Genomic DNA, 14492 nt, shown 5'->3' with positions numbered 1-14492 from the left:
GTTGAAAAGGGGTGGGCCCTGGGTGGGCCGCTGCGTGCTCAGGCGGTGAGCCGGTCGCGCAGGGCTTGAATCTGGTGGGTCAGTGCCATGGCCTCGGCCACGTCGCATTGCGAGGCTTGCAGCACGCAGCCGGGTATGCGCGCCGCTCGCTGTTTGAGTTCGCGCCCAGCTGCACTCAGGCGCACCAGCACCCGGCGCTCGTCTTGTGTGTCACGCAGGCGAGACACCAGGCCTGCCGTTTCCAGGCGTTTGAGCAGTGGTGTAAGCGTGCCGGAGTCGAGGTAAAGCCGTTCTCCCAACTCGGACACCGTGAGCCCGTCGCGCTCCCACAGCACCAGCAAGGCCAGGTACTGCGGGTAGGTGATGCCCAGTTCGTCGAGCAGCGGCTTGTACAGCTTGGTCATGGCCAGCGAAGCCGAATACAGCGCAAAGCACAGCTGGTTGTCCAGCTGCAGGGCTTGGTCGGTAGGGATTTTTGGCGTCGGCATGGGGTTCAATGTATCGAGCAATTAAATTGTGTGCAATTTAATTGCTCGATAACACTGATTCAAGTGGGGTTTCAGCGCAGCGCTCTCCGTTTCCCGGGGCACAACGGAACCGCGTTGGCAGGTCCGCCAGTGCCGCCCCCTTGATGGGTGGCGTGCGAAGCCCGGCGCTGACCTGGGTTCAAGCCATCAGCGGCGGGTTTTGCATTTCTTCGATCTGTTCCACCAGCATGTCCACCTGACCTTGCCAGTAGTCGCGGGTGCCGAACCAGGGGAAGTTGATGGGGAAGGCCGGGTCGTCCCAGCGTCGGGCCAGCCAGGCGCTGTAGTGAATCAGCCGCAGGGTGCGCAAGGGTTCGATCAGCGCCAGCTCGCGCCGGTCAAAGGGGCGGAACTGCTCGTAGCCGTCTACCAGCGCGCCGAGCTGTTGGGTCTGCTGGCGGCGGTCGCCGCTGAGCAGCATCCAGAGGTCTTGCACGGCAGGGCCGGTTCGGGCGTCGTCCAGGTCCACAAAATGGGGGCCGGCACCGGGCAGGTCGGTCGGCGTCCACAAAATGTTGCCGGGGTGGCAGTCGCCATGCAGGCGCAAGCGCTGGATGCCGTCCTCACCGTTCGGCGTGCCCGTACGCAGCACCGGGTGTGCCTCGATCAGCGCCAGTGCTTCGCTGAGCGCGCTCGACCAGGCGGTTTGCACCTCGGGTGCCACCATGCGGTGTTCCAGCAGCCAGTCGCGTGGTTCGTGGGCGAAGGCCGCCACGTCCAGCGCCGGGCGAGCCTTGAACGGCCGCGCTGCGCCCACCGTGTGGATGCGCGCCAGAAAGCGGCCAATCCATTCCAGCACCTCAAAGTCGTCCAGCTCGGGGCGCCGCCCGCCGCGGCGGGGGCTCACCGCAAAGGCGAAGCCGCCAAAGTGGTGCAGCGTGGCGCCGTGTACCGCCAGCGGCGGCACAGCGGGTATTTCAGCCGCCACCAGCTCAGCGGCAAAGGCGTGTTCTTCGGAAATCTGCGCGTCGCTCCAGCGCTGCGGCCGGTAAAACTTGGCCACGACCTGCTCGCAGCCGTCAAACGGGCTTTCCAGGTGGATCTGGTACACGCGGTTTTCGAAGCTGTTGAGCGCGCTCAGGCGCCCGTCGCCCCAGAGGCCGATGCTGGCCAAGGCGTCCTGCACCACGTCAGGGGTGAGAGCTGTGTAGGGATGCAGGTGAGCTGAGGTCATGCGCCATTGTCGCCGGCCCTTGCTGCGGATTCCGGGGGCTCGCCTATGATCAGTGCATGTTGAAAGCCGCCGAGAAAAAACGCCCGCCACCCACGCTGCAGGAGCAGCTGCCCGAACTGCGCCCCGGCCAGTCGGTTGAGTTGCTCAAAGAGCTGCACATCCTCACCCGCGAAGGCAAGCTCAACCAGGACACCCGGCGCAAGCTCAAGCAGGTGTACCACCTGGTGCAGTTCATCGAGCCGCTGCTGGCCGAGGTGTTGAAGGCCCGTGGCGACGTGACCCTGGCCGATCACGGCGCGGGCAAGTCCTACCTCGGCTTCATCTTGTACGACCTGTTTTTCAAAGACCTGCCCGTGGGCCATGTGTACGGCGTGGAATCGCGTGCCGAGCTGGTTGAAAAGTCGCGTGCGCTGGCCCAGCGCCTGGGCTTTGCGCGCATGGCTTTTCTGGCCACCACGGTGCAGCAGGCGCTGACCCACCCCGAGCTGCCCGCCACCATCGACGTGGTGACGGCGCTGCACGCTTGCGACACCGCCACCGACGACGCCATCGCCTTCGGTCTGGCCAAGCAGGCGCAGTTCATGGTGTTGGTGCCGTGTTGCCAGGCCGAGGTGGCGGGTGTGATGCGGAGCAACAAGGCGCTGAGCCTGTCGCGCACGCCGCTGGCCGAATTGTGGCGCCACCCGCTGCACACGCGCGAGTTTGGCAGCCAGATCACCAACGTGCTGCGCTGCCTGCAGCTGGAGGCCCATGGCTACAGCGTCACCGTGACCGAGCTGGTGGGCTGGGAACATTCAATGAAAAACGAGCTGATCCTGGCCCGTAGAATGGCAGACGACCGGGGCGGCTCCCGCGCCCGGTCCCGTGAGCGCCTATTGCAGGTGCTTGAAACCTTGAACTTACAAGAACTCACGCAGCGTTTCGCAGTCTGACCTTTCAAGCGGCATGACGCGGCTGGACCCTCTGCGGTCTGGCGCTGCTTGTAGCGCATTTCGTGGTGGCACTCTGGTGCTGCCGTTCCCCGGTGTTCAAGTCAGCACCTTGCTGATGCCGGTTGGCCTGTTGGTTTCGCGCGCGGCCCGGCCGCAGCGCGGGGCCTGTGAACCCAGGCTTCCACCCAGGAGAACCTGCCCATGGTGACCGACTTTTCTTTCCTCTTCCAGACCATGGCCTGGCCGCTGGTGTTGCTGCTGGCCTGGTTTCTGGCCGAGCGCTGCTACGAGTTGTGGCACATACCGCGTGTATCCAGTTACGTGGCGGTGGGGCTGCTGGGCGGGCTGCTGAATTTGCCTGGACTCACAGGTGACGTGCCCGGCCTGCCTTTTCTGGCCAACGTGGCGCTGTCGCTGGTGCTGTTTGAGTTGGGCTATCGCATCAACCTGCGCTGGTTCCGCCACAACCCCTGGGTGCTGTTGCTCGGGGTGGTGGAGTCGATCCTCACGTTTGCACTCATCTATGCCGTAACGGGCTGGTTTGACTTGGCGGTGGACGTGCGCCTGATCATCGCGGCGCTGTCCATTTCGACCTCGCCGGCCGGCATTGTGCGCGTGGCCAACGAGCTGCGCAGCGCCGGTCAGGTGACCGAGCGGGTGCTGCATCTGTGCGCCATCAACTGTCTGATGTCGGTGCTCGCGCTCAAGCTGGTGGTGGGCTACTGGTACCTCAGCACGTCGGGCGACCTGGTGCTGGCGGCCTTTGGCAGCATCCACGTGTTGGCCACCTCGGTGGCGGTGGGCGCCTTGCTGGGTGTGGTGGTGCCCTGGCTGCTGCGCCAGCGCGGCACGCATGAGCGCAGTGTCACCGTGGTGTTTGCGCTGGCCGTGCTGCTGCTCACCACCATGTCGTATGGGTTGAAACTGTCGCCCTTGCTGGCCGCTCTGACCTTCGGCATCGTGGCGCGCGAACGCCGCGTGCACTTGACCAATGCCCAGCGGGACTTTGGCACCGCCGGGGATCTGCTCTCGGTGTTCTTGTTTGTCTACATTGCCTCGCTGCTGAACTGGGCCGATGTGGGTACCGGTGCACTGTTGGGCGCGCTGCTCATCGTGGTGCGCGCTGCGTCCAAGGTGGGCTGCAGCCTGGCCGCTGCACGGCTTTCGGGCATCACGGAGCGCAAAGGCTTGTTGACTGGCCTGGCGCTCACACCCATGTCAGCGTTTGCCATCTTGTTGTTGGAGCAAACCCGAATCTACGGCTTCGCACCGGCGGTGCAGGTGCTCTCGGCCATGGCCGGCATGATGCTGGTGCAAGAGCTGCTGGGCCCGGTGGTGACGCAGCGCGCCCTGATGGCGGCCCATGAAACCCACGTGACGAAGGAGGGCTGAGCCATGCCACTGGAAACATTCAAATCATCGAAGTCGCTCACCATGGGCGTCGAGTTGGAGCTGCAGCTCGTCAACACCTACGACATGGACTTGTCCAGCAGCGCCAACGACCTGCTGGAACTGCTGCGGCGCAAGCCCTTCCCCGGCGTGGTCACGCCCGAGATGACGCAGAGCATGATCGAGATTGCCACCGACATCCAGACCGAACACGGTCCGCTGCTGGCCCAGCTGCGCGAGATCCGCGACACGCTGGTGAAGGCCGGCGACCGACTCAACATCGAGATCGCAGGCGGTGGCACACACCCGTTTCAGCGCTGGTTTGAACAGCGTATTTTTTCCAAGCCGCGGTTTCAAGAGCTGTCGGGCCTGTACGGTTACCTGGCCAAGCAGTTCACTGTGTTTGGTCAGCATGTGCACATCGGTTGTGCCAGCCCCGACGAAGCCTTGTTTTTGCTGCACTCGCTCAACCGCTATGTGCCGCACTTCATTGCGCTATCGGCGTCATCGCCCTTTTCGCAGGGTGTGGATACGCTGTTTGACTCGGCACGTTTGAATTCGGTATTTGCCTTCCCCCTGAGCGGTCGTGCGCCCTTCATGCTCAGCTGGGAAGAATTTGCCAACGTGTATTTCACCAAAATGGAGTCCACCGGCGTTGTGAAGTCGATGAAAGACTTTTACTGGGACATCCGGCCCAAGCCGGAGTACGGCACCATCGAGCTGCGCGTGTGCGACACACCGCTGACCGTGGAGCGCGCCGCCGGTCTGGCTTGCTACCTGCAAGCGCTGTGCCGCCACCTGCTGGAGCGCAACGAGCCGCCACCCGAAGAAGACGATTACCTCGTCTACACCTACAACCGCTTCCAGGCCTGCCGTTTTGGGCTTGACGGCATGATGGTCAACCCCAAAACGCGCGAGCAAATCAGCATCCGGGAGGACATTTTGGCCACCCTGCGCCATCTGGGCCCGCACGCTGAAGCGCTGAACTCACAGGCCGCGCTGGACGAGATTGAGCGCACCGCCGCGCGGGATGGCAACCACGCCAGTTACCTGCGCAAGCAGTTTGCGCAAAGCGGCAGTGTGGAGGGTGTGGTGCGCGCCAGCGTGGAAGCGTTGCGCAGCGGGCCGGCGTGAGTGCTTCGCGGGAACACAGCGCAGAAAAGCGGGGTGTTTCCGGTCCTTCTGAGGGCTTGTCAGCCAACTTCCTACAGAACGAATGGCGGTGCGCCGACTTAACCTTTTGATACGGGTTGAATACAGTTTGACACATGGACAAACATGTTGCTTTGTCCCCCTCTCACTGAACAGGACCCCACCATGAACGCCACCCACAGCCGCCTCAACCCCTTCGTTCTCATGCTCGATCCCGAGTCGGTGATCAGCGCCATGGAAAGCAGCGTCCACCTGCGCAGTTTGCGCCAGCGCATCTGCCGCCCGCTGGACAAGCCGCTGATCCCCAAGACCCACGGCCAGATGCTGGACTTTGATGTCGCCATCGACACAGAAGACTTTATGGACAGCGGCAGCGCGTTTTATGCCGACGCACAGCCCGCCTTGCACGCGGTGCACTGAAAGCGGATCGCAACTGCATCGCATGCTCACTGCGCACAGCCCCTGAAGGGGTGACGCGCGGAGCGCGACGCAAGGGTGAAACTATTTCCCAAACCGTTTGCGTGTGAGCCCCAGAGCCAGCCAGAAAGCGGCCACGGTATAGACCAGCAGCACCCCAGCATGCAGCCAGGCCTGTTCTGGCCACTGGTCCATGAACAGAGGGCGCACCAGCTCCACCGCATTCGTCAGCGGCAGCCAGTCTGAAATGGCCCGCACCACGCCCGGCAATTGTTCACGCGGAAAGAACACCCCAGAGAGAAACATCATGGGCGTGAGGAACAGCGTGAAGTAATAGGTGAAAAAGTCGTAGCCCTTGGCCAGGGCGTTGAACACCAGGGCAATACACGAAAACGTGATGCCCACGCCCAGCAGCACGGGCCAGGCCAGCAGCAGTTTGGGGCTGTGGCTGATGCCCAGCGCCAGCATCACCAGCATGATGGCCGTGACCGAAAACAGCGCCTTGAAACCGGCCCAAAGCATTTCGGCCAGCACCACGTCGTCCAGGCTGACGGGCGCGTTCATGATGCCGTCCCAGGTTTTCTGCACATGCATGCGCGAAAACGCCGAATACAGCGCTTCGAAGCTCGCCGCGTTCATGGCACTCATGCAAATGCTGCCGCTGGCTAAAAACAAGATGTAAGGCACGGCTACCGCGCCTTGCGGGGTGGTGATGGTGACCTGGCCCACCAGCGCCCCCATGCCGTAGCCAAATGCCACCAGCCACATCAGCGGCTCGGCAATGTTGCCCACCAGGCTGGGCACGGCGAGTTTTTTCCACACCAGCCAATTGCGCAGAAACACCGGCCACCAGCACGCTGACAGGCGTGGCAACGCCCAGTGCGACGAGGGTGTAGACCCCAACGTGTTTTCCATGTCAGCCTTCCTCTCTGATCTGGCGTCCGGTCAATTTCAAAAACAGGTCTTCCAGGTTGGCCGGCCGGTGCAGGGTGCGCAGTTGGGTGTGATCGCCCAAAGCGGCCAGCAACGGGCGGGCCTGTGCGGTGTAGAAAAACACCGTTTCGCCGCTCACTTCTACGCGCGCGGCCAGGGCGCGCAGGCCCGCGTGGGCGTTGTCCCTGGCCAGCGCCAGCGCCCCTTGGCCATACACCTCCACCACATCGGGCTCCAGGTGCTGCGCAATCAGCTCACGCGGGCGGCCTTCGGCAATTTTGCGGCCGTGGTCCAGCACCAGCAGGCGCGTGCACAGGCGCTCGGCCTCGTCCATGAAGTGCGTGGTGAGCAAAATGCTCTTGCCCTGTTGCAGCAGCTGCTGCAGCCGCTCCCACATCAGGTGCCGTGCCTGCGGGTCCAGCCCGGTGGTGGGTTCGTCCAGCATCAGCAGGCGCGGGTCGTTCACCAGCGCGCGCGCCAGGCTCAGCCGGCGCTTCATGCCGCCTGACAGCTCGCCGGGCTTGGCGTCTGCCTTGTGCGCCAGCGCCGCAAATTCGAGCAACTGCGGAATGCGCGCCCGGATATCAGCCGCCCGCATGCCAAAGTAGCGGCCGTACACCAGCAGGTTTTCAGCGCACGAAAAGTCCGGGTCCAGTGTGTCGATCTGGCTCACCACGCCCAACTGCGCCTTGATGGCCAGTGCATTGCGCGGCATGTCCAGCCCCCCAAAGGCGGTGATCTGCCCGGCGTCGGGTGCCGTCAGCCCCAGGCACATGCGGATGGTGGTGGTCTTGCCCGCACCGTTGGGTCCGATCACACCCAGGCACTCGCCCGGTTCAATGTCAAACGACAGATCGTCCACCACCGTGGCGCTGCCGTAGCGTTTGACGAGGTGCTTGCAAGTGAAAAGAGGGGCTGTCACGTTCGGTTGGAAAGGGTTTTTGATGCTGGATTTTGGCCAGCGCTGCGGGACTGAACGGCTGCTGCCGATGGCTGGGATAATGCCGGAACTTTTGCTTCTGGCCCTGGCCCCCGCCCATGTCTTTCGCTGTTTTTCTCCAATACCTGCTGCCCAAACGCGCGCTCACCGTGTTCGCCGGCTGGTGCGCCAATTCGCGGGCTTCGTGGTGGGTGCGCAATGTCATCCCGTGGTTCATACGGCGCTATGGCGTCAACATGGCCGAGGCGGCCAACCCGGACCCGCGCAGCTACGCCACTTTCAATGAATTTTTCACCCGCTCGCTCAAGCCCGGGGTGCGCCCGCTGGCGCGTGCCGACTTTGTGTGCCCGGTGGACGGTGCGATCAGCCAGTACGGCCCGATCAAGCGCGACCAGATCTTTCAGGCCAAGGGGCACCACTACAGCACGCAGGCGCTGGTGGGGGGCGACGCCGAACTGGCGGCGCAGTTTGACGACGGCGCGTTTGCCACCATTTACCTGAGCCCCAAGGACTACCACCGCATCCACATGCCGGCCGAGGCGCGGTTGCGCCGCATGATCCATGTGCCCGGTGAGCTGTTTTCGGTGAATCCGGCCACGGCGCGCGGCGTGCCGGGCCTGTTTGCACGCAACGAGCGCGTGGTGTGCGTGTTTGACGTGCCCCACGGTGGCCGTGGCAGTCAGGACACCCGGCCCTTTGTGCTGGCGCTGGTGGGTGCCACCATTGTGGGCAGCATGGCCACGGTATGGCACGGCGTGGTGAACCCACCGCGCCCTGGCAAGGTGCGCGAATGGACCTACGATGACCAGGTGTTTCGGCTGCACCGGGGCGAAGAAATGGGCACTTTTTTGCTGGGTTCCACGGTCGTCATGCTGTGGCCCAAAGACACGATTGACTTCAACCCGCAGTGGATGGCGGGGCAGGGTGTGCGCATGGGCGAGGCCATGGGCCGGGCGTTGCACGCCACACCGGTTCACTGATATTTTTAACACCAAGGAATGGCCATGACCACCATCGGAACCCCTCTGTCACCTTCGGCCACCCGGGTCATGCTGCTGGGCTCGGGCGAGCTGGGCAAAGAAGTGTTGATTGCCCTGCAGCGCCTGGGTGTGGAGACCATCGCGGTCGACCGCTACGACCACGCGCCCGGCCAGCAGGTCGCCCACCACGCGCGCACCATCACCATGAGCGATCCGGCGCAGTTGAAAGCGCTGATTGAGGCCGAGCGCCCGCACCTGGTCGTGCCCGAAATTGAGGCCATTGCCACGCCCGCGCTGCAAGCGCTGGAAGCGGCTGGTGTGGTGCGTGTGATTCCCACCGCACGCGCGGCGCGCCTGACCATGGACCGCGAGGGCATTCGCCGCCTGGCCGCTGAAACGCTGGGTTTGCCCACCAGCCCGTACCAGTTTTGCGATTCGCTGGAAGAGCTGCAAGCGGCCATTGACGCGGGTATTGGCTACCCCTGCATCGTGAAGCCGGTCATGAGCAGCAGCGGCAAAGGCCAGAGCAAGATCGACGGTCCGGGCGATGTGCAAAAGGCCTGGGACTACGCCATGGCCGGCGGCCGTGTGGGGCCGGGCCGCATCATCGTCGAAGGCTTTGTGGATTTCGACTATGAAATCACCCAGCTCACCGTGCGCGCGATGGGGGCCAACGGCGAGATCGAGACCCATTTTTGCGACCCCATCGGTCATGTGCAGGTGAGCGGTGACTACGTGGAAAGCTGGCAGCCGCACCCCATGACGCCGGCCGCGCTGGCCGAGTCGCGCCGCATTGCCAAGGCGGTGACGGACGATCTGGGCATGGGCCACGATGGCCAGCCTTCGGGGCTGGGCCTGTTTGGTGTGGAGCTGTTTGTGAAGGGCGACCAGGTGTGGTTCAGCGAAGTGAGCCCGCGTCCGCACGACACCGGCATGGTGACCATGATCACCCAGTGGCAAAACGAGTTTGAGTTGCATGCACGCGCCATCTTGGGACTGCCGGTGAGCACCGCGCTGAAAAGTCCGGGTGCCAGCGCCGTCATTTACGGCGGTGTGGACGCGCAAGGCATTGTGTTTGACGGCGTGGACGACGCCCTGCGCGTGCCCAACAGCGAGGTGCGTCTGTTTGGCAAACCCGAGAGCTTCACCAAGCGCCGCATGGGTGTGGCTTTGGTGTTTGATGCCGATGTGAACGTGGCCCGCACGCAGGCCAAGCTGGCGGCCAGCAAGGTCAAGCCGCGCACGGCTTGACGCGGGCTCAGGCTTTGCGCCCGCCCGCCTGGTGGATGGCCGCCCGCACGCGCGGGTAAGTGCCGCAGCGGCAGATGATGCCGCTCATGGCCTCGTCAATTTGTGCGTCGGTGGGTTGCGGGTGGGCTGTTAGCAACGCGTGGGCTTGCATGATCTGGCCGGTCTGGCAGTAGCCGCATTGCACCACGTCGAGCGCGGTCCAGGCGGCACGAAGCGCATCGGCCACAGGTCCTTGCAGCCCTTCAATGGTGGTGACGGATTTGCCCGCTGCGCTGCCCAATGGTGTCACGCAAGAACGGGTGGGCACGCCATCAACATGTACCGTGCAGGCGCCGCACAGCGCCATGCCACAGCCAAATTTGGTGCCGGTGAGTTGCAGTTCGGCGCGCAGCACCCACAGCAAAGGTGCGTCGGGTTCGACATCGACCTGGGTGGGCTGGCCGTTGAGTTCAATGGGGGTCATGGGGGTGCTCATGTGGGGCTCCGAGGCCGATTCAGGCCAGACGCAGCGGCAGGCTGCGCAGGCGCTGACCGGTGAGGGCAAACAGGGCGTTGGCCACGGCGGGCGCAATGGGCGGCAGGCCCGGCTCGCCCACGCCTTCGGGAGGCTCGTCGCTGGGCATCACCGCGCATGCCACGGCAGGGCATTCGTTCATGCGCAGCGCGGGCTGGTCGTGGAAATTGCTGGCTCGCACCTGGCCGTTGACGATGTCGATTTGCCCATACAGCGCAGCGGAGAGGCCATAGACGATGGCGCTTTCCAGCTGCTGTGTGATCAGCTGCGGGTTCACCGGCGTGCCGCAGTCGATGGCGCACCACACGCGGTGCACCTGAATGCTGTTGTCGGCCCGCACCGACACCTCGGCCACCTGCGCCACGATGGAGCCAAACGACGCGTGCAGCGCTACACCGCGGGCGTGCCCTGGCGCGGCAGGCTGGCCCCAGCCGCTCAGGCTGGCCACCTTTTGCAGCACCGCCAGGTGGCGCGGGTGCCGCTGCAGCAGAGCAGCCCGAAAAGCCACTGGGTCGGCCTGGGCTGCGTGGGCCATCTCGTCCAGAAAACACTCTTTGAAAAACGCCTGGTGCGAATGCCCCACCGCGCGCCAGAAGCCCACCTGCACCGGCAGGTCCACCGCCTCGTGGGCTATGCGCGCGGCGGGCCATTCATAAGGCTGGTCAAAGGCGCCTTCGGCACTGGTTTTGTCGGGCCCACCGCCGGGCAGGCCAAACTGGCGCTTAAGCACCTGCGGCATGATGGACTGGCCTGCCGAGGTGTTTTTCCAGGCCAGCAGCTGACCCTGTTCGCTGAGCCCGCCACTGAAGCGCGACACGCAGGCTGGGCGGTAAAAGTCGTGTTGCATGTCTTGCTCGCGCGACCACACGGTTTGTACCGGCGAGCCTTCGGCGGCGCGGGCGATGGCCGCGGCCTGGGCAATGAAGTCCACCTCCAGGCGGCGGCCAAAGCCACCGCCGAGCAGCATCACGTTCACCGTCACCGCTTCGGGTTCCAGACCCAGCACGCCGGCCACCGCGTCGCGGGCCATGCTGGGCACCTGCGTGGACACCCACACGGAGGCCTGGCCGTCTTTCAGCAGCACGGTGCAGTTCATCGGCTCCATGGTGGCGTGCGCCAAGTAGGGCGCGCGGTATTCGGCGTTCACGGTGCGTGCCGCGCCCTGCAGGGCGGCGTCCACATCCCCGGTGCTGAAATAGCCGAAACCTTTGGCGCCACTGTCCAGCGTCTGGGCCAGCTGGTTCATCGCGTCGGCGCTGTTGAACCCGGCCAGGGCGCCGGGGTCCCAGGTCACGTCAACCGTGGCCAGTGCGCGCTGCGCCTGCCAGGGTCGGCCGGCGATCACCGCCACACCGCCGGTGCCTCCGTGCAGCGGCTCCACCGCCAGCACCTGGCGCACGCCCGGCGCTGCGCTGGCCTGGGCTGCGTCAAACCGGGCCACGCGCCCGCCCAGCGTGGGGCACATGGTGACGGCGGCGTACAGCAGGCCCGGCGGCATCACGTCGATGCCAAACTGGCCGCGGCCGGTGATCTTGGCTTCGCTGTCCAGCCGGTGCATCGGCTGGCCAATGAGTTTGAATTCGGCATGCGTCTTGAGCCGTGTGCGGGACGGCACCCCCACCTGCGCCGCCGCAGCGGCCAGCGATCCGTAGCCCGCAATCTGTCCGCTCGGCCCCAGCACCTGGCCGCGCTCGGTGCGGCAGTCGGCCAGGGCCACGCCCCACTGCTGCGCCGCCGCTGCCAGCAGCATCTGGCGCGCGGCAGCACCGGCTTCGCGCATGGGCAGCCAGAGGTCTTTCACGCTGGACGAGCCGCCCGTCATCATCACACCCACATGGCCCATGACCTTGGCCGTGAGGTGGCTCGCCGTGCGGCGCACCAGGCCCTGGCTGTCGGGGTGAAACGGCAGGCCGTCCACCACCACGCTGATGTTGTTGTAGATCTTGTCGATAGGCGCCATTTCGGTCGTGACGCGGCTCCAGTCGGCATCGAGTTCGTCGGCCAGCAGCATGGACAGCGACGTGAGCACGCCCTGGCCCATCTCGCTTTTGCTCATGATCACCGTGACCGTGCCATCGGCGGCGATCTTGACCCAGCCGTTGAAGGCGGCTTGCCCTTCTTCTAACGGCAAGGGCTCGTCAGTCAGCAGGCGCTGTCGCGGTGGCAATACGGCCCAGCCCAGCACCAGCGCGCCAGCGGCGGCCACGCTGCTCAAAATGAAGTTTCTACGGGTGGAGGTCATCGGTTCCTGGGGTGGCGGGGTGTGGGTACGGCGCATGCGCCGCGCGGTCGCGCCGGCCAAGGCAGCTGGGCCTTGAGCCTACTTGGATTGTTGCCACACTGCCACCCAGGCCCGCTGAAACCTCGCGCGTAAGATGCCTGCCATGAATGCTCAAGCCCGCTATTGGTCCGATCTCACCACCGCCGATTTTTCGGCGCTGGACACCCGCCGCGCCATCGCCGTGCTGCCTGTGGCCGCGACCGAACAACACGGCCCGCACCTGCCGTTGTCGGTGGACACCGACCTGGTGAACGGCGTCATTGCCGCCGCGCTGCCGCACCTGCCAACCGATCTTCCGGCGCTCTTTTTGCCCACCCAGGCGGTGGGATTCAGCCCCGAACACGCCCGCTTTGCCGGCACGCTTACCCTGAAGATGGAGACTGTGCTGCGCGTGTGGACCGAGCTGTGCGAGTGCGTGGCCGCCAGCGGGGTGAAGAAGCTGGTGCTGTTCAACGCCCACGGCGGCCAGGTAGGCGCCATGGACCTGGTGGCGCGTGACCTGCGGGCCCGGCTGGGCATGCTGGTCTACAGCGTGAGCTGGTTCAACCTGCCGCTGCGCGATGCCGATGGGCAAGACGTGAACGCCTTGTTCAGCGCCGAAGAGCACCGGTTTGGCATCCACGCCGGTGATGTGGAAACCTCGATGATGCTGGCGCTGGCGCCCCAACGTGTGCGCATGGCGCAGGCCGAATATTTCCGATCCACCTCGCAAGACCGGGCCGAACGGTTTCCCATTCTGGGCAACGGCAAAAGCGCCAAGCTGGGCTGGCAGATGCAGGACTACAACGCCAACGGCGCGGTGGGCAACGCCGCCGCCGCCACGGCCGAGAAAGGCCGGGCCGTGCTGGACGCCGCCGGCCTCGCGCTGGCGCAGTTGCTCAGCGAGATCGACCAGCTGCCGCCGGACACGCTGAGCGACAAAACCGCCTTCAGCTGAGCGGCGAAAGAGACCGGCCACACTTGCGGACCGTGTGGTCCCACCCAGGGCACCCGTGGAACCGGCTCCGCCGGGCCACCAGGTGCGTCCCCCTTGGGGGAAGCCGCGTCAGCGGCGCAGGGGGTGATGCATAGTTACCGGACCGTGTGTCCCCACCCAGGGCACCCGTGGAACCGGCTCCGCCGGGCCACCAGGTGCGTCCCCCTTGGGGGAAGCCGCGTCAGCGGCGCAGGGGGTCATGCATACGTGACCCAGTCGGCAAAGTCTGCCGCATCCAGGTGCGGTAGCGTGTTGTAGGTCAGCAGCGTGTGGCGCTTGGGGTTGAACTGGAATTCGGTCACCGCGCTGTTGCGGATGCGCATGTTCAGCTCAATCGTGCCTTCGGGGCTGAGACCCAGCACACGGCCCACCGCCGTGGCAATGGGCCCGCCGCTGGACACGATGAGCACTTTTTGGCCCTGGTGCTGCGCACGCACATGGTCCAGCGCGCTGGTGATGCCGTGCACGAAATCGTTGTAGCTGGGCATGCCCTGGGGGCTCACGGTGCCGGCCATCCACTGCGTGAGGCCGTCGCGCAGCAGCCGGAAATGGTGGCGGTAAAGCTCGGGCGTATCGGGCTTTTGCAGCGGGTGGGGGTGCACCGTGCGGATCACCGCGAGGCTGTCGTATTCGTTCAGGCCGGGCCACGCCAGCGCTGGCGTCTGTGAAAGTCCGGCGCCCTCGGCAATGCTGGCCCAGGTCTGCGCGTGGCGGCGCAGGGTGCCGGTGATGACGGCGTCAAACCGCAGGCCGCGCTCGGCCCAGTAGCGGCCCAGCTGCAGGCTTTGGCGTTGGCCCAGCGGGCTGAGCTGGTCGTAGTCTTCGGCGCCAAACGAGGCCTGGCCGTGGCGCACAAGGTAGAGGGTTCCCATGCGCCACATTTTGTGGGCGGCCCGCTGCCGTGCTTTGTCGCCGCAGCGACTGGCCCGCACCGGCGCAGTCGCGCAGGTGTCTGTAGGTCTTGTCGCGGGGGGAGGCAGAACTTGTACTGCTTTTTGGCGCTTTTTTGGGCATTGCGCTGCAGGC

The 14492-nt window shown here is 65.1% G+C and carries 14 protein-coding genes; 7 read left to right on the top strand and 7 right to left on the bottom strand.

The annotated features are described in order from the left end of the window. Window positions 1-38: 38 nt before the first annotated feature. The gene (locus ACTG4K_RS17970; protein ID WP_439115596.1) at window positions 39-488 is read right to left on the bottom strand and encodes a MarR family winged helix-turn-helix transcriptional regulator; all 450 of its coding nucleotides are present in this window, start codon (window positions 486-488) and stop codon (window positions 39-41) included. Between the two features lie 178 nt (window positions 489-666). Continuing rightward, window positions 667-1701 (bottom strand): serine/threonine protein kinase, encoded by a 1035-nt coding sequence (locus ACTG4K_RS17965; protein WP_439115595.1) that lies wholly within the window; start codon window positions 1699-1701, stop codon window positions 667-669. A gap of 56 nt (window positions 1702-1757) precedes the next feature. Here ACTG4K_RS17965 and ACTG4K_RS17960 point away from each other — a divergent pair, with 56 nt between their 5' ends. From ACTG4K_RS17960 to ACTG4K_RS17945, 4 genes are all read left to right on the top strand, one after another. Next, window positions 1758-2633, top strand: a complete 876-nt coding sequence (locus ACTG4K_RS17960) for a class I SAM-dependent methyltransferase (protein WP_439115594.1) — start codon at window positions 1758-1760, stop codon at window positions 2631-2633. Between the two features lie 201 nt (window positions 2634-2834). Then, entirely contained in the window at window positions 2835-4025 is a 1191-nt protein-coding gene (locus ACTG4K_RS17955; RefSeq protein ID WP_439115593.1) for a cation:proton antiporter, read from the top strand. Between the two features lie 3 nt (window positions 4026-4028). After that, on the top strand, window positions 4029-5156 hold the full coding sequence (locus tag ACTG4K_RS17950) for a YbdK family carboxylate-amine ligase (RefSeq protein ID WP_439115592.1): 1128 nt from the start codon (window positions 4029-4031) through the stop codon (window positions 5154-5156). Window positions 5157-5339: 183 nt separating this feature from the next. Beyond that, window positions 5340-5594, top strand: a complete 255-nt coding sequence (locus tag ACTG4K_RS17945) for a hypothetical protein (protein WP_439115591.1) — start codon at window positions 5340-5342, stop codon at window positions 5592-5594. An 81-nt stretch (window positions 5595-5675) separates the two neighbouring features. On the opposite strand, the gene ACTG4K_RS17940 is transcribed toward ACTG4K_RS17945, so the two are convergent. Together ACTG4K_RS17940 and ACTG4K_RS17935 are read right to left on the bottom strand one after the other, a co-directional pair. Next, window positions 5676-6506: an ABC transporter permease gene (locus ACTG4K_RS17940; RefSeq protein ID WP_439115590.1), complete on the bottom strand. Its 831-nt coding sequence runs from the start codon at window positions 6504-6506 to the stop codon at window positions 5676-5678. Between the two features lies 1 nt (window position 6507). Further along, complete coding sequence (locus ACTG4K_RS17935) at window positions 6508-7446, bottom strand: ATP-binding cassette domain-containing protein (RefSeq protein ID WP_439115589.1); 939 nt, start codon at window positions 7444-7446, stop codon at window positions 6508-6510. A 116-nt stretch (window positions 7447-7562) separates the two neighbouring features. Here ACTG4K_RS17935 and asd point away from each other — a divergent pair, with 116 nt between their 5' ends. Both asd and purT read left to right on the top strand, forming a co-directional pair. Continuing rightward, window positions 7563-8444, top strand: a complete 882-nt coding sequence (gene asd, locus ACTG4K_RS17930) for an archaetidylserine decarboxylase (RefSeq protein ID WP_439115588.1) — start codon at window positions 7563-7565, stop codon at window positions 8442-8444. Window positions 8445-8468: 24 nt separating this feature from the next. Further along, window positions 8469-9695, top strand: coding sequence for a formate-dependent phosphoribosylglycinamide formyltransferase (gene purT, locus ACTG4K_RS17925; protein ID WP_439115587.1), 1227 nt, complete (start codon window positions 8469-8471; stop codon window positions 9693-9695). Window positions 9696-9702: 7 nt separating this feature from the next. Here the strand turns inward: purT and ACTG4K_RS17920 are convergent, their stop codons facing one another. Then, window positions 9703-10170 carry a (2Fe-2S)-binding protein gene (locus ACTG4K_RS17920; protein ID WP_439115586.1) on the bottom strand — a complete coding sequence of 156 codons (468 nt, stop codon included), beginning with the start codon at window positions 10168-10170 and terminating at the stop codon, window positions 9703-9705. Between the two features lie 19 nt (window positions 10171-10189). Then, window positions 10190-12451, bottom strand: a complete 2262-nt coding sequence (locus ACTG4K_RS17915) for a molybdopterin cofactor-binding domain-containing protein (RefSeq protein WP_439115585.1) — start codon at window positions 12449-12451, stop codon at window positions 10190-10192. Window positions 12452-12584: 133 nt separating this feature from the next. Here ACTG4K_RS17915 and ACTG4K_RS17910 point away from each other — a divergent pair, with 133 nt between their 5' ends. Further along, window positions 12585-13427 (top strand): creatininase family protein, encoded by an 843-nt coding sequence (locus ACTG4K_RS17910; protein ID WP_439115584.1) that lies wholly within the window; start codon window positions 12585-12587, stop codon window positions 13425-13427. Between the two features lie 236 nt (window positions 13428-13663). On the opposite strand, the gene ACTG4K_RS17905 is transcribed toward ACTG4K_RS17910, so the two are convergent. Next, window positions 13664-14338 carry a histidine phosphatase family protein gene (locus tag ACTG4K_RS17905; protein ID WP_439115583.1) on the bottom strand — a complete coding sequence of 225 codons (675 nt, stop codon included), beginning with the start codon at window positions 14336-14338 and terminating at the stop codon, window positions 13664-13666. Window positions 14339-14492: the final 154 nt, after the last annotated feature.

This window comes from Hydrogenophaga sp., from assembly GCF_965657535.1.
GTDB lineage: Bacteria > Pseudomonadota > Gammaproteobacteria > Burkholderiales > Burkholderiaceae_C > Hydrogenophaga.
The sequence above is the reverse complement of the archived record's forward strand: the minus strand, read 5'-3'. Positions and strand labels throughout refer to the sequence as shown.